This is a genomic window from Sediminibacterium sp. KACHI17, assembly GCF_040362915.1.
In the GTDB taxonomy this organism is placed as follows: domain Bacteria; phylum Bacteroidota; class Bacteroidia; order Chitinophagales; family Chitinophagaceae; genus Sediminibacterium.
This window is the reverse complement of sequence record NZ_AP029612.1, coordinates 2637583-2657948: the sequence shown is the minus strand read 5'-3', so window position 1 is coordinate 2657948 and position 20366 is coordinate 2637583. Positions and strand designations below refer to the sequence as shown.

Below are 20366 nucleotides of genomic sequence, written 5' to 3'. Positions count from 1 at the left end.
GGACTTTACAAAAAAGTACCCTACTCATGCTGAAAATCGGACATAGAGCCTACTTTCGCCACTCCAAGCAATCATTATGAATATTTTACTCTTAGGAGCCGGTGGAAGAGAACATGCACTGGCATGGAAAATGTCGCAAAGCCATCATTGTGATGCACTTTTTATTGCTCCCGGCAATGCCGGAACATCTCAGTTTGGCACCAATTTGCCCATTGGTGTCACTGATTTCGAAGCCATCAAACAAGCTTGTATCGAATATAAAATAGACATGCTGGTGGTTGGACCAGAAGAACCATTGGTAAGAGGGGTCTATGATTTTTTTGAAAAGGATACAGCATTACAGCAAATTATAGTAGTAGGTCCTTCTGCAAAAGCTGCTCAATTAGAAGGTAGTAAAGCCTTTAGTAAAAAATTCATGCAGCGTCACCACATACCTACTGCTGCCTATGCAGAATTCACTGCTGACAATTTTGAAGAAGGAAAAGCATATATCGCAAAACATAGTTTACCTGTTGTTTTAAAAGCTGACGGACTCGCTGCCGGCAAAGGCGTTGTGATCGCAACTACACACACAGAAGCATTACAGACATTCGAAGAAATGATCTTGCACAAACAATTTGGTGATGCGAGCAGCAAGGTAGTGATCGAAGAATTTTTAAAGGGAATTGAAGTGAGTGTTTTTGTTTTGACCAATGGCTCCGACTATCAGATCATTGGTCACGCAAAAGATTATAAAAGAATTGGTGAAGGTGATACTGGCTTAAACACAGGTGGCATGGGCTGTGTAAGCCCTGTACCTTTTATGGATGATGCTTTCATGCGTAAAGTAGAAGAGCGCATCATTGCCCCAACTGTAAGAGGATTGGAACAAGAAGAACTCATCTATCATGGATTCATTTTCTTCGGACTCATGAATGTAAATGAAGAACCTTTTGTGATCGAATACAATTGCAGAATGGGTGATCCTGAAACAGAAGTAGTGATGCCGCGTTTACAAACAGATCTTGTTGCATTATTTGCTGCGATGGACAATGGTACACTTGCCGATGCCAATATTGCTTATGATGAAAGATACTGTGCTACGGTAATGGCAGTGAGTGGTGGTTATCCGGGCGATTATCAAAAGAACAAGATCATTCAAGGATTGGAGCATGCAGGAGCCTCTAAAGATGTGATCGTATTTCATGCAGGTACGCAACAAAACGAAAACAATGTCTTAACAAATGGTGGCAGGGTTTTAGCAGTAACCGCGTACGGAAATAATATTGCAGATGCTGTTGACAAATCAAAAAATAAATTGAAAGAAATATCGTTTGAAGGAATGTATTTTAGACGGGATATTGGGTTTGAGTTTGGGGATAGTGAATAGTCGATGGTCCATAGTCCATAGATCATGGGAAACCATTTCAGGAAATCAAATACAATGGACTATTGACCATGGACCATGAACTCTTCCCCGACCCGCGAAAAATCAGTATTTTAGGCTTTGTTATTTCAAGTAATTTCAGCCACCTTTGCAATCATTGACGAACAAATAAGAACTTTTTCTATACAATGGGATTATTCAACTTTTTTACGCAGGAAATAGCCATGGATCTGGGTACCGCCAATACCCTCATTATCCATAATGATGAAGTAGTGGTAAACGAGCCATCGATCGTGGCCCTGAACCGTAACAATATGAAAGAAGTGTTGGCTGTGGGGAAGAAAGCCCTCATGATGCACGAGAAAACCCATGAAAGTATTCGTACGGTTCGTCCGCTGAAAGACGGTGTAATTGCCGACTTTAACGCTGCTGAGTTGATGATCAGGGAGTTGATCAAGATGATCTATCCCAAAAAACCATTGTTTCCGCCGAGTTGGAGAATGGTGATCTGTATCCCCTCTTCTATTACCGAGGTAGAAAAGCGTGCCGTTCGCGACAGTGCTGAACAAGCCGGAGCCAAAGAGGTATACATGATCCATGAACCCATGGCAGCTGCTTTGGGTATTGGTATCGATGTAGAAGAACCCGTTGGAAACATGATCATTGATATCGGAGGTGGTACTACCGGTATTACTGTGATCGCCCTTGCAGGTATTGTGTGCGACCAGAGTATTCGTGTTGCGGGTGATGAGTTCACAGCCGATATCATGGAAGCTCTTCGTCGTTACCATAGCTTATTGATTGGTGAACGTACCGCAGAACAGATCAAGATCAATGTTGGTGCTGCCATGAAAGACCTGGATAATCCACCCGATGATATGCCCGTAAATGGCCGAGATCTGGTAACAGGTATCCCTAAACAAATCATGGTAAGTTATCAGGAGATCGCTGAAGCATTGGATAAAAGTATCTTCAAAATTGAAGAAGCGATCCTGAAAGCCTTGGAAACAACGCCACCTGAACTGGCTGCTGATATTTACCGCAGAGGTCTGTACCTCACAGGCGGTGGTGCTTTGTTACGCGGATTGGATAAGCGTTTAAGTGCAAAAATCAAATTACCGGTTCATGTAGCTGATGATCCTTTGAAGAGTGTGGTACGTGGTACCGGATTAGCATTGAAGAACTATCAGCGTTTTCCATTCATTATGAGATAAGTCGGAACTCCGGTATACTTATCCGATCATTTTGAATGCTCTAATCAAACTTTGCGTTGAAGAATATATTTCTGTTTATACGGCGTTATTTTACTTTCCTGAGCTTTTTATTGCTTCAGGTCTTCGCCATCGTTTTATTGTCTCGGTCCAGCAAAACACATGAGGCCTTCTTTTCAGATGCTACCAGCGAACTGACCGGAAAACTCAATGAACGTTATAGCAATCTTCGCAATTACTTCAGTCTGGCAGAAACCAATAGACAATTGGCAGAAGAAAATAATCGTCTGAGAAACTTACTTGCCAGTAATCAAATTGCTCCCGATAGCAACACCATCCATTATACAGACACTACTTTCCGTGATTCTACAGGTCGTTATCGTAAGTTCACTTGGCTTCCTGCGAAAGTCATTGGCAATACGGTTACCCTTCAAACCAATTTCCTGACCCTGGAAAGAGGTAGTAACCAAGGGGTGAAAAAAGGAATGGCTGTTATCGGACCACAAGGTATCGTTGGGGTTGTTGTGGAAACCAGTGCCAATATCAGTAAGGTAATGAGTTTATTGCATCGCAATAGCCGTGTAAGTGCCATGCTGAAAAAAGACAATAATGCCGGTAGTATTGAATGGGATGGAAGCGATCCATCTATCCTGACCCTTCGCAATGTTTCCAAGAGTGCTAAAGTAGTTAAGGGAGATACCGTAGTTACCAGTACCTACTCAGCAAATTTTCCGTCGAACTTAATGGTAGGGACAGTAGCCTCGATTGTTGAAGACCCTTCCAGCAATTTTTATACTTTGAAGATCAAAACAGCCACCAATTTTTTCAGCATACAATATGTTTATCTGGTAGAAAACGTACGTTTTGCTGAACAGGTGCAACTTGAAAATACACCGCAGACCAACCAATGAGTAGCCTCGTAAAAAATATCGTCCGTTTTATCCTGTTCATCTTTTTACAGGTGTTCATACTCAATGAGGTTCCACCTTTACATCGCTTCATCGTTCCTTATATTTATTTCCTGTACATACTCTGGCTGCCTTTCAACATGAACAGGGTATTACTAATGATCATCGCTTTCCTATTTGGTATCACCCTCGATTCCTTTACCGGAACTTTAGGCTTACATGCTGCACCCTGTGTGTTGATCGCATTTATTCGTCCTTTTATTCTTAGTGTATTACTTCCTCAGGAAACCATCGAACAGAGCTACAGTGAGCCGGGTAGTAAAAGCATGGGCTGGGCTCCTTATAGTTTATATGTGGGTCTCCTCACTTTTATACATCATTTCTATCTTGTACTAATAGAATGGCTTCAATTTGGAGACTTCCTTTATTTCTTAGGAAAAGTTCTAGGTACTACGGCTATTAGCTTACTGATGATTTTCCTCGCCGAACTATTGTTCCTACGTAAAGGCAAGTATAGAACGAACGCCGCTTAGCAATCAAAAGTAAAAAGTCAAAATTCAAAACTTCCCTTTTTTACTTTTGATTTTTGACTTCTACACACTTTTGCAAAATTTTTTTCGTTTGATCCATAACAAAGCATCAAATTTGTAGTACACTTCACTTTTAAGTTTAGTCCCAAGATTTATGCCTGTCTTCAATCAGAGTCGCAGCCGTGTGATACAGTTTATTTTTGCAGGTGTTTTCATTGCTATCACGGGGCAATTGATCAACCTGCAATTGTTTTCAAGTCAGTATAAATTGGCTGCTGATAACAATGCCTTTTACCGTAAAGTCATTTATCCTGACCGTGGTATCATTTTCGATCGTAAGAAAAGAGGCATTCTTGAAAATACCATCAGTTATGACCTTGTTGTCATACCATCAGAAGCACGTGGCACTGACACCATGACCTTGTGCAGGTTACTGAATATTGATACCGCTACTTACAAAAGAAGGATGCGAGACCTCATCTTCAAAAACACCAGCGTGAAACCCAGTGTTTTCGAGGCCTTACTGACACCGGAGATGTTTGCTAAGTTGAATGAGAATATGTATCGATTCCCGGGTTTCTCATTGAATGAACGCTCTGTTCGAACTTATCCATACAATGTAGGTGCTGCAGTATTGGGATATATGGCTGAAGTAGATACTGGATTTTTACGTCGTCATAAAGGAGAAGGGTATGAAATGGGAGACTACTTTGGCAGTACCGGTCTGGAAAATATTTATGAGAAAGTGTTGATGGGACAAAGAGGGATCAAACGATACATCCGCGATAATAAAGGGCGTTTGCAGGGATCATGGGAAAATGGTGCATATGATACAGCCGCTGTTGCAGGTAAAAATCTATACTCCAGTATTGATGTAGAGCTACAGGAATTGGGTGAAAAATTGATGCAGAATAAGGTGGGTAGTATTGTGGCCATCGATCCAAAAACAGGAGGAATCCTTTGTATGGTAAGCGCCCCTACCTACAATCCCAACTATCTAACCGGTAACCAAAGAAAAAAACACCTGGTGGATATGTTGTACTTCGATCCCAGGCTTCCGTTGCTGAACAGAACAGTGGGTACCTTCTACTCTCCGGGTTCTACCTTTAAAACCATGGTGGGCATTATCGGGATGAATGAAGGTGTGATCGATGATAATTTCACCGTAAGCTGTGGCGGATCATATTATGGTTGCGGAAGACCGATGGGCTGCCATGCAGCAGGTACTTTCACATTGAAACCGGCTATTTCAAAATCTTGTAATAGTTATTTTGCCGCTACTTACAGACGTATCCTTGAAAATAACAAATACCCTAACCGCGATAGTGCTTTAAGCTCATTCAATCAGTATGCCTATTCATTCGGACTGGGTAGAAGATTGGGAGTAGATTTACCATCCGAGAAAATGGGGAATATGCCTACCCCCAAATACTATCATGGCATTTTTGGTAAGAACTGGCAGTCATGTAATATCATCTCAAATAGTATTGGTCAGGGTGAGATCACCACTACCCTAACACAATTGGCAAATGTAATGGCCATCATTGCTAACAAAGGTTGGTATTATACCCCTCACTTGATCGATTCGATTGAAGGGGGTGATGAATTTGGGATGCTGGATAAATTCAAGACCAAGCACAGAACGAAAGAGATCCCTGAATTTGTATGGGAAGAAGTACATGAAGGTATGCAGGGTACCATGGAATTCGGTACAGGCTTTTATGCGAAAGTACCTGGCATCAATGTATGCGGCAAAACAGGTACTGTAGAAAATGCATATCGCGGAGAAAAATTAAAAGACCACGCATTCTTTGGTGCTTTTGCTCCCAGAGAGAATCCACGCATCGCTATTGCAGTGATGTGTGAGAATGCCGGTTATGGTGCTACATCTGCTGCGCCTATTGCCAGTTTGCTGATCGAAAAATATTTGAATGATTCTATTAGTGGTAATGATCGAAAAGCTAAAATTGAACAGTTGGCCAAAATGGATCTGATACCACCACAGATGAAAAGACAAATGGCAAAAAGAGATTCATTGAGACAGGCACAACAAATGGCAGCAGCCAAAAAAGCTGCTCGTGATACTTCAGGTGTGGAAGAAGCTCCCGAGGAAATGGAAACAGACAGTACGCCTAACAAACCGGCGCCTGCAAAAGCTCCCAAAAAAGACAGTGGCAGAACGGCAGCCGTTCTACCCGAAGAACTGCGTAAATCAACCACTGTAAAAAGAAAAACTGCTGCCTAACAATGAACAGAAGAAATCAAAATATTGTCACACAGGGGGTTGATTATGTTGTCATTTGGTTATACGCGATTTTAGTAGCCATCGGTATTCTCTGCATTTTTATGGTTGAATACCGTCCTGAAACTGATTGGCTGGCTTCATTTCTGGATGGCAAGACAAGCTACAGTAAGCAATTGATCTTTGCCGGCGTATGCGCCATCGCAGCAACTTTTATTTTATTGACCGACAGTAAACTGTTCACTGCATTTGCGAATCTGTTTTATCTGTTAGGTATCCTTTTAATGATCGCCACTTTCGCCATTGGTAAAAATATCAATGGATCAAAAAGCTGGATACCACTGGCCGGCGGCTTCAATCTACAACCTGCTGAACTCTGTAAGATATTTGTATCACTGGCTTTGGCGAAATACTTATCCAGGCAAGAGATCGATTTTTCAAAAGTCCGCTCGCAATTGGTAGCAGGAGCCATTACCATGGCCCCCGCTGTATTATCGATTCTACAACATGAATTGGGTCTTGCCTTGGTATATACAAGTTTTGTCATTGCCATGTATCGTGAGGGATTACCAGCTCAAATTTTGATCATCGGTTCTTCCTTTGGTGTATTAGTTGTTGCGACACTTATTTTAGAACCCAACATATTGGCAGTTATTCTGACCATCATTGCTGCTGCTGTTATTTTTGTTTTACGCAAACAGATCAAAAAGAAAAAACGATTATTGACAATCATCATTACCATCTGGCTTGTTTGTGTTGGCGTTCAGAGATTTGTTGTTCCTTATATTTTCAATAATGTGCTGGAATGTTACCAGAGTACACGTATCTATAGCATGGTGGGTAAAGAATATAATTGTGAAGACAATAAACATGCACAAGACAAATCGAGCTCCAATAAAAATGTTCGTAAACCGGATGATTATAATGTAAGACAGAGTAAGATCGCGATCGGTTCAGGAGGTTTCTTTGGCAGAGGATTTTTGAAAGGCACACAAACACGCGGGAAATATGTACCAGAACAACGTACCGATTTCATCTTTACATCCTTAGGAGAAGCGTTTGGATTTGTGGGCTGCTTATTGTTTCTACTATTATATCTTTTCCTGTTATACCGTATTGTGATGATCGCCGAACGACAGCGCAGTACGTTCAGTAGAGTCTATGCCTATAGTGTGGTCAGTATATTTTTCTTCCATATTGCTGTAAACGTTAGTATGACCATCGGTCTATTTCCTATTGTTGGTATTCCATTACCGCTTATTAGTTATGGAGGATCTTCTTTACTTACTTTTACAGTGTTGATTTTTATTCTGCTTCGCTTGGATGCAGACAGACAAATGGTTTTACGTTAAACAGTGCGTATGCAGATCATTCCACTTTCCGAGGGAAGCTTTACCATCGATAAAACAAAAATTTTTGTTCCATTCGATACAGAAAAAGAAGAACTGAATAACAGGCCTATCGGTAGCTTACTGGTAGAAATACAACCTTTTGTTGTTATCACTGAAAAAGATGTAATACTGCTGGATAGCGGTCTTGGTTATAATGAAACAGACGGCACGCCACAACTGTATAACAACCTACAACGTGCAGGCATCAACCCCTCTCAGGTTACTAAAGTATTGATGAGTCACTTGCACAAAGACCATGCTGGAGGCGTAACAATCGATAGCAATAATGGTCAAGATAGATTCATTGCTTTTCCTTATGCTACTTATTATGTGCAACAAAGAGAAATGGAATTTGCACTAGGAATCGGTTCTGCATCCTATATACCCGAAGATTTTAAACTATTGGAAGAGTTTAGTCGCGTTGAATGGTTAACACAAGATGAAGGAGTGATCGACGGCTATATCCGTTATCAACTCACCGGTGCACATAGTAAATATCATCAGGTATTTTGGATCGAAGAAAATGGACAAACCATTTTCTTTGGCGGTGACGACGCTCCTCAACTACAGCAAATGAAAAGCAGATTCGTTGCGAAATACGACTATGACGGAAAAAAATGTATGGAACTTAGAAAACAGTGGTGGGAAGAAGGTCAGGAAAAAGGCTGGACCTTTTTATTCTACCACGACATACAATCCCCGGTATGGGGCCCTCTGAAATAGAATTATTATTGCCCGTCGTCTTTCTTTTCTCTTGCTTTACGGCGCATTTCCATACGATCCTGAAGTTCTCTGCGAACAACGTTCATGAACTCACGCTCGGCAAGCAGGGCTTTGTTCACCCTTTCATCTGATACCAATATCTTTTTCAAGTCTACGCGATAACGCTTGCGAATATTTAATGCCGCTTCTTCAAAAGCGAGGATATCTTCTTTACTCTCCTGTCGGGCCTTACGTATCTCATCGGTATAACTATTATACAAAGGCCAGAATTTTTCGGCTTCCTCAGTGGTCAAAGAAAGGTGTTTCGTGAAATAAGCCACTTTCAGTACCTCTATATTTTCACGAGGTCCGCGCATTCTTTCACCGGGAGGCTGTGCCTCAATATGCATAAACGCTGTAAGGAGCAATACAAAAGAAAGGGTAAAAAGTATTCTTGTTTTCATGATCAGCTATTTATATCTACGGTTTCGGTTGAAGCCGATTCAGTAGATTCTTTTAAGTATTGATTTAGTTCATCATCAGACATATAATCCAGATGATCGTTCACATCAGGTAATTCTTCGATCAGTAAAGATTCTCTATCGGCAGTAACGGTCACCAGCTTCTCAGCACTGGTCAGATAACTATTCAACTCATCTTCACTCAATTTTGATATTTCATTAGAAACATCAATTTGAGCATAGCTACCCACATTGGATACTGCCACATCTTTACTTCCGTTGTATATAAAAGCTGCAGTGATCAATACTCCGGTCATGATAGCCGCAGCAGCATAACGCATCCATAAATGTTTTTTTGGAGCAGCCATCGCAACGATCTTACCGGAATCTTTCTGCTGTCCTTGAATGATCGTTTGTACATCTAATGCCGGTAGCTCATGCACATAATAAGGATCTTTTTTAGGGATCGTACTTAAGAATGGCGCTACTTCCTGTAACTCATCACTGACTTCCGCATGTCTTATTGCTTGTAATACATGCGCAGGTAATTGATCAAAATAGTTGTCTGGTAAAGTATATACATTGGACTTACCGGGCAAATTAGTCCGCACACGATCCAGGATAATGTCTGACAGTTCATTGAAATAACCGGCAGGAACCCGATAGGGAACTGCTACAGGCCAAACAACATCTGCTGTTAATATGGCTGCCAATTCAACGGTTATTTCATTTCTATTTTGCATGTTCTTTAGATAGTTGCTGTATGCTTAAGTTTAATTTTCCAAGATAAAGGCTTCGATTTTTTTGGCTGCATGATGATAGCTAGCCTTTAAAGCACCCTCACTGGTATCCAAAATCCGGCTCATTTCTTCATAAGGCATTTCATCATAGTATCGAAGATTGAAAACAGCACGCTGCTTTTCCGGTAATTGCTGAATAGCGAGTTGAAGCTTCCACTCCAATTTATTGGCATCAAAATTAGTATCTGCTTTTACTTTGTTACTCAATACATCCCCTACTTCGTCTAAACTCACGGATGCTTTTCTTTTTTGTTGCTCAATAAAACTCAAACTCTCATTGGTGGCTATTCGGTAAAGCCAGGTATACAATCTGCTGTCTTCTCTAAAATTCTCCAACCCCTTCCATACCTTGATGAACATATTCTGCAGTACATCATTAGCATCTTCATGATCAACCACTAGTCTTCGGATATGCCAATACAGTTTCTCCTGATATTTTTTCAGGATGCCTGTAAATGCCTGCTCCTTTGTAGCCGGTTCCCGAAACTGTTGCAGTAATACCAAATCGTCTGATTGCATGCAGGACCTTTTTTCGCTAATATAATCGCTCCTAGATTTTAGACCACTGTTTTATAGGAAAGTTTAATCCGCGCATTAACTAACATTTGTTTCATAATCATCTAAAAATCATTAGTTTATTAACTGAAATCTGTTAGTTTTTAGTAGAAAAATGTATATTAGGGTATGTCTTCCCGTCATTATATCCAACAATTCAGGCGTAACGTAACGGATAAATATACCATTTATAACAGCCTTTTTGCGGCTTTACCTTTTTCCGGTATCGCCAATGTAGGCGCTTTATTACCGATTCTTTCGCAAACCTGTGAGGATGATTATAAGTCTGGAAAGGATCCGGTTCAGATCATCAATGATTTTTTTCATCAGCATACACAAGTCCATGATGAAAAAGAGAAAATTGACCGCTTATTCAAGTTTGTTCAATACATCGAGCGACAAGTAGTATTGTTTGATGCCATCGAAGATGCTGCTTTTGCAAACGTGAATAATATAGAAGGCCCCGGCAGCTTAAAATCTTTATACAATGAAGCGGTCTTTGCAGGCAAAACGCAGGCATTAAAAAATAAGTTGAAGAAGTTCAGGGTGAGAGTGGTTTTAACTGCACACCCAACACAGTTTTATCCGGGTAGTGTATTAGGGATCATTCATGACATGAGTGAAGCGATCGCCAAAAATGACTTTCATACCATCAATGAATATATCCAACAGCTTGGGATCACTCCATTTTTCAACAAGAAGCAACCGACACCTTATGATGAAGCATTAAACCTGATGTGGTATCTCGAGAATATTTTATACCACTCCATCGGCAATATTTACAATTTTATAGAACGGGATATCTTCGATCATGCCTATGATGGTGAGAATCCTTTTATCGAATTAGGCTTTTGGCCCGGAGGTGATCGTGATGGTAACCCTTTTGTAAATGCATCAACAACGATCAAAGTAGCCGAGGCATTACGCAGCTCAATCATTGTTTGTTATTACCGCGATATACGAAAACTAAAAAGACGACTGACTTTCTCTGATGTAGACGTACTGCTTCAAGAACTCGAAGCAATCTTGTATGAAAATGTTTTTCGCCCAACAGAATCAGAGCCTGTACATGCTTCACAGCTACTTCAAAAACTACTGACCATTCAACAGTTGGTGAAAGAGAAACATCATTCCCTTTTTTTACAAAGACTGAATAGTCTGATCCATAAAGTAAAAATTTTCGGAACTCATTTCGCCACGATCGATATCAGACAGGATAGTCGTATCCATACACAGGTGATTCAAACAATTCATGAAAGCCTTGTAAAAACAGAGGGTAAAGGATTATTGCCCGATCATTATCAAACAATGTCTCCCTCAGAAAAGATCTCGGTACTTTGTTCCCTTAAGGGCGAATTGAACCCCGCATGGTTTGATTCGATCACCAGAGACACACTGGAAAGCATTTATGCTATTCAAAATATTCAGCAACGCAATGGAGAAGCAGGTTGTAACCGTTATGTGATCAGTAACTGTCAGGGTAGTTTGAATGTAATGGAAGTGTATGCATTATTCAGGTTATGTGGCTGGAAGGAAGATAACCTGCAAGTGGATATTGTTCCTCTTTTTGAAACCATTGACGATCTCGCTCATGCGGAAAAGACAATGGACGAATTATACCAATTACCTACTTATGCAGATCACTTGAAGAGAAGAAAAATGCAGCAGACCATCATGCTTGGTTTTAGTGATGGAACTAAAGATGGCGGATATCTTCAAGCGAACTGGAGTATCTATACTGCCAAAGAAAATCTGACAGCTATTTCCAGAAAATACAATATCAAGGCAAAATTTTTTGATGGCAGAGGCGGACCACCCTCACGTGGAGGAGGTAAAACACATAAGTTCTATGCTTCCATGGGCTCCAATATTGAAAATGAAGAGATCCAACTCACCATTCAAGGACAAACCATTACTTCAAACTTTGGAACCATTCAGTCTTCTCAGTATAATCTCGAACAGCTGATGAGTGCCGGTATCAGTAATGAATTGTTTGCAGATGCTAGAATTCAATTATCACAACATGACCGTTACCTGATGGAGGAGCTGGGAAGTATTAGCCATGCTACGTATCAACAATTCAAAACACATCCATTATTTCTAGCGTACCTGCAACAGTTCAGTCCCCTGAACTATTATAGTAAAAGTAATATAGCAAGCAGGCCTGCTAAACGAGGTACCGGAGGTGCTTTACGTTTTGAAGACCTACGTGCGATCCCATTTGTTGGCAGTTGGAGTCAACTGAAACAAAATGTACCCGGTTTTTTTGGTGTAGGCACCGCATTGAAAACCATGAAGGAAAAAGGATTGTGGGAAGATGTAAAAGCGATGTTTAGAAATGTATTATTCTTCCGCACTTTAATCGACAATAGCATGATGAGCATGCTCAAATCTTTTTTTCCATTAACCCAATACATTAAAGAAGATCCTGAATTCGGAACGGTTTGGAAACTTGTGAAAGATGAATTCAATCTTACGTGTAATATGGTTCTTGAATTGGCAGAAGCAGCTCAGTTAATGGATGATGATCAACCGGGGCGGGCATCTATCCAAATGCGCGACAAAATTGTACTGCCGCTGCTCACCATACAACAATATGCACTATATCAAATCAGAAATCATGTGAGTGATGGTCCGGAAAAAGAAGTGTATGAAAAACTCATCACACGCAGTATGTTCGGAATCATTAATGCCGGCCGGAATTCAGCCTAGAGAAATGATCCATCAGCAACATTGAATTTTCCATTTCGAAGTTGGACATTGGAGATTCATGATTCATTACTGTCCCCCGTCTTTCCAATTCCAAAGATGGAGACAGGCATAGGTTCTATAAGGACTCCATGCCGCAGATATCTTGAGCATCTTTGTTTTCATTTTCTTTTTATCTGTAGAACTGATCTTATATAGTTTACACATTGCCTGTTGGATACCCAGATCATCCACTGCAAAAACATCTTCGCGACCCAGGGTAAACATAAGCAACATCTCTACCGTCCACTTACCAACACCTTTGATACTCGTGAGCATTTCAATGATATCCTCATTATCCATCTGTAGCAATTTTTTGTCGGTGATCTTATGCTCTATACAGAATCTGGCAACATTTTGTACATAACTCACTTTGGCATTGCTCAATCCGATGCCACGTAATGTTTCAAATGGTGTATCCAATACCTGCTCAGGTTTAGGCTCCTTGCCATTATACAATCCCAAGAATCTATGAAAGATGACTTTGGCTACTTTGGTACTCAATTGTTGACTCATGATACTTGCCATTAAGCGTAAAGGGATATTCTTATGCAGCTTGAGTTCATGAACAGTGCCGTCTAAAATGGTTGCAAATTTCGGATCTTTCTTTAGGTGTTTCAGGTATTCCATACAACCAAGTTAGACAATCAGATTCATCCCGAAAACTTACCTTGCAAACAATTTCAACTTGGTTAAGACGATAGTATTCTATTATCCGCATCAATAACTCAATTCTATGAATAGGCAAGTGCAACTGACCGCTGACGGCTCTCATACGGTTCAGGTCCATGATATGAATGTGACCTACCACAGCAAACACGGGGCTTTGCAAGAAAGTCGTCATGTGTTCATTGATGCTGGCATTGCATACTTGCATCAACTAAAAAACCGATCGGAATACCATATTCTAGAAATGGGATTCGGCACCGGACTCAATGCTTTACTCACTGCAAGCTTTTCAACAGAAAAAAATATACAGATCCGCTATCACAGTATTGAAGCATTTCCGCTGACTACAGAAGAAGCAGCTTTACTGAACTATGGACACATTCTTCAACAAGACTCACTTTTTTTACAGATACACCAAGCATCATGGGATATTCCGGTACCTGTTCATCCGAATTTTGAATTATACAAACACAATACCTCGCTAGACAGTTTTACAACAAAGAAAAAATTCGACATTATCTATTACGATGCATTTGCACCTACAGCTCAGCCCGAATTATGGACTGTTGAGGTCTTTGAAAAGTTATACCAAATGTTAGCACCTGAAGGAATACTGATCACCTATTGTAGTAAAGGTGTTGTGAGAAGAGCAATGCAAACAGCAGGTTTTAGGGTCACCAAATTACAAGGACCACCGGGAAAAAGAGAAATGGTACGCGCTTTCAGAGACCAGTAATTTTCAGTAGCTTTCTGAAAATTATCTGCATGAGAAAGCTATTTTTTTATCTACTCCTTTTTCAGTGTATCAGCTCATATGCACAAAATAAAGATGAGCAGATCATTCGTAGCATTTTAAACCGCCAGACACAAGACTGGAACCGTGGAGACATCCAATCCTTTATGCATGGTTATTGGGAAAATGATAGCCTGATGTTCATAGGGAAGAATGGTGTGACATATGGTTATCAAACCACATTGAATAATTACAAGAAGAATTACCCGGATACCACTGCAATGGGAAAACTGCAGTTTCAGATCCTGCAAGTAAAGCCGCAGGGTGAAGGGTACTATTTTGTATTGGGCAAATGGATGTTAAAAAGAAGTATTGGGGATCTAAACGGACATTACACATTAATATTCAGAAAGATCAAAGGTGAATGGGTGATCATATCAGATCATAGCAGTTAAGTGTAATATTTTATACAGACTTCCGACTAACAATAAAATCAATAAAAAATGATAGCGATTATTTTAGGGGTGATCACACTTGTTATAGGTATCGTCCTCAAAAACCAAGAAAGAGAAGAGTTGCGTAAACTTGCAACAGGTATTAGAATATTAGCATTGATCATTATCATCGTTGGATTTCTTACTTCCTGTATCAAACAAATTGATGCAGGTCAAATTGGTGTGAAGAGTTTATTCGGTAAGGTGTCAGATGATATTCTTACCAGTGGTTTAAATATGGTGAACCCATTGGTAGACGTGAAAACCGTTGATATCAAAACTCAGAACTATACCATGAGTGGTGTTCATGATGAAGGAGAACAGGCAGGAGATGATGCGATTCGCGTATTAACAGCCGATGGATTGGAAGTGATCATTGATCTTACAGTATTATATCGTGTGATCGGGCAAGAAGCACCGAGGATCGTAAAAGAAACCGGATTGGATTATAAAGATAAAATCGTTCGACCACTTACAAGAACAAAGATTCGAGACAATGCTGTATACTTTACTGCTATTGAGTTATACTCCAATAAAAGAGATCAATTCCAAAACAGGATATTCAAAAGCATTGAAGATGATTTCAAAAAAAGAGGGCTGATTCTTGAGCAATTATTGGTGCGAAACATTACGCTTCCCAATAACGTAAAGACATCTATTGAAGAGAAGATCAAAGCAGAACAGGAAGCACAGAAAATGGAGTTCGTATTACAAAAAGAAAAGCAGGAGGCTGAAAGAAAACGTGTTGAAGCACAAGGTATTGCGGATTATCAGCGTATCATGAGTAGTGGATTGACCGATAAGCAATTGCAGTATGAACAAATTCAGGTGTTGAAAGGACTGGTCACATCACCAAATTCAAAAGTGATCGTAATGGGTAAAGGAAATACACCTGTGATACTGGATACGAAAGATCAAAAAAATTAAGTTGTGGTTTTTTGAGGAATCACTGCATATCGGACCATCAATCTGCGAAATGAAAGATGTCCGAAGAACACTCCGATTACAGAGGATAATATATCCAGATAGTCGAATGTTCTTCCAAAAACAGGAATCAGTTGCAGGTATTCATTAATGACTACCAGTAATAATCCAAAGCAGCAAGTGATATTGAGATCTCGATCATTTTCGAGTCTGAAAAAGCGCTGAAAAAACCAACAAGCGCCAAATGGAAGTAAAAAAGAACCGATCAAATTAGGCGCCAATCCGATCAGTGGCTTAAAAGCAGGATCAATATGTAGAAAAGGGCGGACCAAAAATTTGATCGTCCAGATCACCAGTGTGCCGATGATCATGATCTGCTTGGAGATTTTTTTTAAGGGCATTCCGTTCTGTTTCAATGATGAATATAAGAAAATAGCGATGTAAAACACTACATCGCTATTTTTATACTACGAATCAATGCGATAAAAGTTACTCTTCGAAATTCAAAGGTTTGCTCCACAGACGAATGATATACCAGAGATAAGCGGTAAGACTCGCAACAAAAAAGCAGTAAAAAAGAATATTACCTAATTTGATCGTATCATGGATGAACGCATAATCATACATGATTCCAAAAGTGGAATTCAAGGCCAGCCAAAGAAGTCCTAATGATAGGGTATTGACAATCCTCAGTAAATATTTTCTTACAGCAGGTTCCAAAATGAAGGTTTTGTAATCTAAATACAAACGCGGTTCCCTGATTGTTCTCAAATCCGCATTATTTCAGGAAAGAAACTCATTAATCCATGCTCTGGTTGCTGGCAGCAGCGATCTTCAATAAACGGTCAAACTGCGCTGGTGTAAGGTCATTATAGAAATAATAAATAGGATTCACAGGATTACCATAGCGATGTACCTCATAATGACAGTGCGGACCCGAGCTCTTACCGGTATTTCCAACATAGCCGATCACTTCTCCCCTCTTCACGCGTTGCCCAATCCTTGCTTTGATACGATACATGTGTCCGTACAAGGTCTCATAACTATTTCCATGGTTGATCACGACCCTGTTTCCAAATCCGCCGGTATTAAATCCTGCATCTGTTACCACCCCATCTGCAGTAGCATAAATAGGTGTACCATGTGGCGCTGTAAAATCCATTCCTAGATGTGCTCTTCTATCTTTATAAATAGGATCAATACGATAGCCAAAGCCGGATGCAATACGGGTAAGGTTTTTATTACTAATGGGTTGAATCGCAGGGATCGATGCAAGGAATTTTTCCTTATTCTTCACCATCTGCGTGATCTCATCAAATGATTTTTGTTGATACGCCATTCGCAGTGCGAGGTTATTCAACTGTGATGTCATATTCTTGATCAACTCAGTAGAGCCCATGGCCTGTAACAATTGGATCTCTTTTCGTTTTTCCATCTCACGGATGCGGGCACTATCCGGAATAGGCTTGGATTCGAAAATGGAACGATACACTTCATTATCGCGATTGGCCAATTCATCCATTTGAAGTGTCAATTGCTTTAATCGCTCTTCCAATACACCATAATTCTGCTTGAGATCCTCATTCTGCTGACGCAGGAGTTTTTCTTTCGGGGAATCTATATAACGAAAAGCGATAGCAAAAATGATCATGCCTGTAACAATGGAAGCAGCGATAAAACCAAATAATTGCAATAACCGCACCCGAAGGGGGGTCTCCAGCTTCTCATACCGGAGTGTATGGGTATTGTAATAATATTTGATCTTCTTCATATCCTGGGGGGCCGCTCCAAACGGCAAAAATGCTCTTTTTGGGTATTTTTTGCTCTGGTTGAAGGCAAATCCTTAGAAATCTTATCACTTTCCAAGAAAGGTCAATTCCTTACCTTTGATGCCCTTAAAAAGCGCTCAAAGATAGCTTCTGAGCAACTAAAATACAGTTTTTAAAATATATACCCAGATGATGACCAGCGCCGAGATCAGAAAGAAGTTTCTGGATTTTTTTGCCTCCAAGGAACACCAGATCGTGCCATCTGCACCGATCGTGGTAAAAAATGACCCTACCCTTTTGTTTACCAATGCAGGGATGAATCAATTCAAGGATTATTTTCTGGGTAATAAAAAAGCGGCTTCTCCACGAATCGCTGATACACAAAAATGTTTGCGTGTGAGTGGTAAGCATAATGATCTGGAAGAAGTAGGGGTGGACACCTATCATCATACCATGTTTGAAATGCTCGGCAACTGGAGTTTTGGCAACTACTTCAAATCAGAAGCCATTGCCTGGAGCTGGGAATTATTGACCGAAGTATATAAACTAGATAAAGATCGTTTGTATGTGACCATATTTGAAGGCGATGATAAGGAAGGCATTCCAAAAGATGAAGAAGCATTTTTGGAATGGAAAAAAGTGATACCGGAAGACAGGATATTATTGGGAAATAAAAAAGATAATTTTTGGGAAATGGGTGATACAGGGCCTTGCGGACCTTGTACAGAAATTCATGTGGATTGTAGAACAGCAGAAGAAAGAAAAGCTGTGGATGGAAAAACATTGGTGAATAACGACCATCCTCAAGTGATTGAAATATGGAACAATGTATTCATTCAATTCAATCGATTAAAAGATGGAAGTCTAGAATCATTACCCGCTAAACATGTTGATACTGGAATGGGTTTTGAAAGACTTGTACGTGTGATTCAGGGGAAGCAAAGTAATTATGATACTGATGTATTCACCGGAACCATCACTGCTGTAGAAAAGATCTCAGGGAAGAAATATGATTACAGCGATAGCAAAGAAGCCATTGCATTCCGTGTACTGGCAGATCATATCCGTGCGATTTCGTTTACCATTGCTGATGGACAACTTCCTTCAAATACCGGAGCCGGATATGTGATCAGAAGAATTTTAAGAAGAGCGGTTCGTTATTATTATTCATATCTCGATTATAAGCAACCATTATTGTATCAACTGGTTCCAGTGATCGCTCAGCAATTCGAAACCGTATTTCCGGAATTATACCAGCAACTGGACTTTGTTAGTAAAGTCGTGAAGGAAGAAGAAGATGCTTTTCTTCGTACCCTTGATAAAGGTTTAAAGAGAATTGATGATATCATTCATGCTGCATCAGATAAAACTATACAGGGTAAAGCTGCTTTTGAGTTATTTGATACCTATGGTTTTCCGTTAGATCTCACTCGACTGATCGCTACCGAAAACGATCTCACAGTTGATGAAAAAGGATTTGAAGCAGAAATGCAACAACAGAAAGATAGAAGTCGCGCTGCTACAGCTGTTGATACCGAAGACTGGATCACTTTAAAAGAAACAACCAACAATGGTTTTGTGGGATACCATGCTTTAGAGACCAATACCATTGTTACACGATACAGAAAAGTAAAAGCCAAAGGAAAGGAAGCTTATCAACTTGTATTGGAAAATACACCTTTCTACGCAGAAAGTGGTGGACAAACAGGTGACCAGGGTATACTTGATTTTAGTGGCGAGTTGATCCCTGTGATCGATACCAAGAAAGAGAATAATCTTATCATTCACTTCTGCGAACAGTTACCTGCGAAGATCGATGTTGCTGTGGTTGCAAAAGTTGATCCGGCAAGAAGACAATCTACTGCCATCCATCACAGTGCCACACATTTATTACACGCGGCATTAAGACAGGTATTAGGAAATCACGTTGCGCAAAAAGGAAGTTTGGTCAATGATACGCAGTTGCGTTTTGACTTTTCACATTTTGCAAAAGTGACGGATGAGGAGATCTCGCAAATTGAAAAGATCGTAAATCAGAAGATCCGAGAAAATATTCCTGTGGTCATCAAAGAGATGGCGAAAGATGATGCAGTTCAGTTAGGTGCTATGGCATTATTTGGAGAGAAATATGGCGATGTTGTTAGGGTTGTGATCATCGACCCCGCCTACTCTATTGAATTATGCGGTGGTACACATGTTGGCGCAACAGGTGAATTGGGAACATTTAAGATCAAATCTGAATCAGCAGTAGCTGCGGGAGTAAGACGTATTGAAGCTTTGAGTGGTGCAACTGCTGAAGCATATATCAACGAACAATTACAACAACTATCAAGTGTTCGAGAAGCTTTAAAAAATCCGAAAGAGATCATCAAAGCGGTAGAGAATCTATTCGCAGAAAATAGTGACTTAAAAAAGAAAGTAGAAAGTCTGGAAGCCAAACAGATTCAGGTTCTCAAACAAGAACTCTTGTCTAAGGCAGAATCAATCGGCAACGTCACTTTTATAGGTGCAGTAACAGAACTCAGCAGCGCTGATGCACTTAAGAAATTATGCTTCGATCTAAAAAATGATCTTACTACTTATCTGGTAGTATTGGCTGCAAATACAGATGGAAAAGCCAATGTAGCAGTTATGGTATCAGAAAACCTCATCACTGAAAAAGGACTCGAAGCTCCAAAAATCATCAAAGAACATATTGCCGGCCTCATCAAGGGGGGAGGTGGCGGACAAAAAACACTTGCAACCGCTGGCGGACAAGACGCCAGCAATTTGGTACAGGTGGTGGATAAGGTGAAAGCGTTGCTTTTGTAGTGTATAGTCGATGGTCCATAGTCCATGGGAAAGCAATGTTCTACCATGGACT

General features: G+C 40.3%; 19 protein-coding genes. 12 read left to right on the top strand and 7 right to left on the bottom strand.

Translation table 11 applies throughout. The annotated features are described in order from the left end of the window. Positions 1–76 precede the first annotated feature (76 nt). The 7 genes from purD to ABXG83_RS11740 all read left to right on the top strand — a co-directional run bounded on the left by purD (position 77) and on the right by ABXG83_RS11740 (position 8371). Positions 77–1369, top strand: coding sequence for a phosphoribosylamine--glycine ligase (purD, locus tag ABXG83_RS11770; protein ID WP_353549065.1), 1293 nt, complete (start codon positions 77–79; stop codon positions 1367–1369). Between the two features lie 185 nt (positions 1370–1554). Beyond that, complete coding sequence (locus tag ABXG83_RS11765; protein ID WP_133473547.1) at positions 1555–2580, top strand: rod shape-determining protein; 1026 nt, start codon at positions 1555–1557, stop codon at positions 2578–2580. Positions 2581–2636: 56 nt separating this feature from the next. Then, complete coding sequence (mreC, locus tag ABXG83_RS11760) at positions 2637–3488, top strand: rod shape-determining protein MreC (protein WP_353549064.1); 852 nt, start codon at positions 2637–2639, stop codon at positions 3486–3488. Next, positions 3485–4018, top strand: a complete 534-nt coding sequence (locus tag ABXG83_RS11755) for a rod shape-determining protein MreD (protein WP_353549063.1) — start codon at positions 3485–3487, stop codon at positions 4016–4018. Before mreC ends, ABXG83_RS11755 begins: the two co-directional genes overlap by 4 nt. A gap of 151 nt (positions 4019–4169) precedes the next feature. Beyond that, positions 4170–6260, top strand: coding sequence for a penicillin-binding transpeptidase domain-containing protein (locus ABXG83_RS11750; protein WP_353549062.1), 2091 nt, complete (start codon positions 4170–4172; stop codon positions 6258–6260). Between the two features lie 2 nt (positions 6261–6262). After that, positions 6263–7609 carry a rod shape-determining protein RodA gene (rodA, locus tag ABXG83_RS11745; protein ID WP_353549061.1) on the top strand — a complete coding sequence of 449 codons (1347 nt, stop codon included), beginning with the start codon at positions 6263–6265 and terminating at the stop codon, positions 7607–7609. A 9-nt stretch (positions 7610–7618) separates the two neighbouring features. Beyond that, positions 7619–8371: an MBL fold metallo-hydrolase gene (locus tag ABXG83_RS11740; RefSeq protein ID WP_353549060.1), complete on the top strand. Its 753-nt coding sequence runs from the start codon at positions 7619–7621 to the stop codon at positions 8369–8371. 5 nt (positions 8372–8376) lie between these two features. Here the strand turns inward: ABXG83_RS11740 and ABXG83_RS11735 are convergent, their stop codons facing one another. Genes ABXG83_RS11735 through ABXG83_RS11725 form a run of 3 tightly spaced genes read right to left on the bottom strand, consistent with a single transcriptional unit; the run spans position 8377 to position 10130 of the window. Then, complete coding sequence (locus tag ABXG83_RS11735; protein ID WP_353549059.1) at positions 8377–8814, bottom strand: hypothetical protein; 438 nt, start codon at positions 8812–8814, stop codon at positions 8377–8379. A 2-nt stretch (positions 8815–8816) separates the two neighbouring features. Further along, positions 8817–9554, bottom strand: a complete 738-nt coding sequence (locus ABXG83_RS11730) for a hypothetical protein (protein WP_353549058.1) — start codon at positions 9552–9554, stop codon at positions 8817–8819. Positions 9555–9584: 30 nt separating this feature from the next. Then, positions 9585–10130, bottom strand: coding sequence for a sigma-70 family RNA polymerase sigma factor (locus tag ABXG83_RS11725; RefSeq protein ID WP_353549057.1), 546 nt, complete (start codon positions 10128–10130; stop codon positions 9585–9587). A gap of 165 nt (positions 10131–10295) precedes the next feature. On the opposite strand from ABXG83_RS11725, the gene ABXG83_RS11720 reads away from it, so the two are divergent. After that, positions 10296–12878 carry a phosphoenolpyruvate carboxylase gene (locus ABXG83_RS11720; protein WP_353549056.1) on the top strand — a complete coding sequence of 861 codons (2583 nt, stop codon included), beginning with the start codon at positions 10296–10298 and terminating at the stop codon, positions 12876–12878. A gap of 66 nt (positions 12879–12944) precedes the next feature. Here ABXG83_RS11720 and ABXG83_RS11715 read toward each other — a convergent pair whose 3' ends face one another. Next, the gene (locus ABXG83_RS11715; protein ID WP_353549055.1) at positions 12945–13544 is read right to left on the bottom strand and encodes a DNA-3-methyladenine glycosylase 2 family protein; all 600 of its coding nucleotides are present in this window, start codon (positions 13542–13544) and stop codon (positions 12945–12947) included. 106 nt (positions 13545–13650) lie between these two features. Here ABXG83_RS11715 and mnmD point away from each other — a divergent pair, with 106 nt between their 5' ends. Genes mnmD through ABXG83_RS11700 form a run of 3 tightly spaced genes read left to right on the top strand, consistent with a single transcriptional unit; the run spans position 13651 to position 15737 of the window. Continuing rightward, the gene (mnmD, locus tag ABXG83_RS11710) at positions 13651–14319 is read left to right on the top strand and encodes a tRNA (5-methylaminomethyl-2-thiouridine)(34)-methyltransferase MnmD (RefSeq protein ID WP_353549054.1); all 669 of its coding nucleotides are present in this window, start codon (positions 13651–13653) and stop codon (positions 14317–14319) included. A 29-nt stretch (positions 14320–14348) separates the two neighbouring features. After that, positions 14349–14771, top strand: a complete 423-nt coding sequence (locus ABXG83_RS11705) for a nuclear transport factor 2 family protein (RefSeq protein ID WP_353549053.1) — start codon at positions 14349–14351, stop codon at positions 14769–14771. A gap of 48 nt (positions 14772–14819) precedes the next feature. After that, a complete protein-coding gene (locus ABXG83_RS11700; protein WP_353549052.1) occupies positions 14820–15737 on the top strand; it encodes a prohibitin family protein in 918 nt (305 codons plus the stop codon). Here the strand turns inward: ABXG83_RS11700 and ABXG83_RS11695 are convergent. From ABXG83_RS11695 to ABXG83_RS11685, 3 genes are all read right to left on the bottom strand, one after another. Beyond that, positions 15734–16135, bottom strand: coding sequence for a hypothetical protein (locus tag ABXG83_RS11695; protein WP_353549051.1), 402 nt, complete (start codon positions 16133–16135; stop codon positions 15734–15736). The two genes, ABXG83_RS11700 and ABXG83_RS11695, sit on opposite strands and share 4 nt — an antisense overlap. Before the next feature lie 88 nt (positions 16136–16223). Further along, positions 16224–16454: a hypothetical protein gene (locus ABXG83_RS11690; protein ID WP_353549050.1), complete on the bottom strand. Its 231-nt coding sequence runs from the start codon at positions 16452–16454 to the stop codon at positions 16224–16226. A 79-nt stretch (positions 16455–16533) separates the two neighbouring features. Next, the gene (locus ABXG83_RS11685; RefSeq protein ID WP_353549049.1) at positions 16534–17505 is read right to left on the bottom strand and encodes a peptidoglycan DD-metalloendopeptidase family protein; all 972 of its coding nucleotides are present in this window, start codon (positions 17503–17505) and stop codon (positions 16534–16536) included. 187 nt (positions 17506–17692) lie between these two features. On the opposite strand from ABXG83_RS11685, the gene alaS reads away from it, so the two are divergent. Next, complete coding sequence (gene alaS, locus ABXG83_RS11680) at positions 17693–20314, top strand: alanine--tRNA ligase (RefSeq protein WP_353549048.1); 2622 nt, start codon at positions 17693–17695, stop codon at positions 20312–20314. Positions 20315–20366 lie beyond the last annotated feature (52 nt).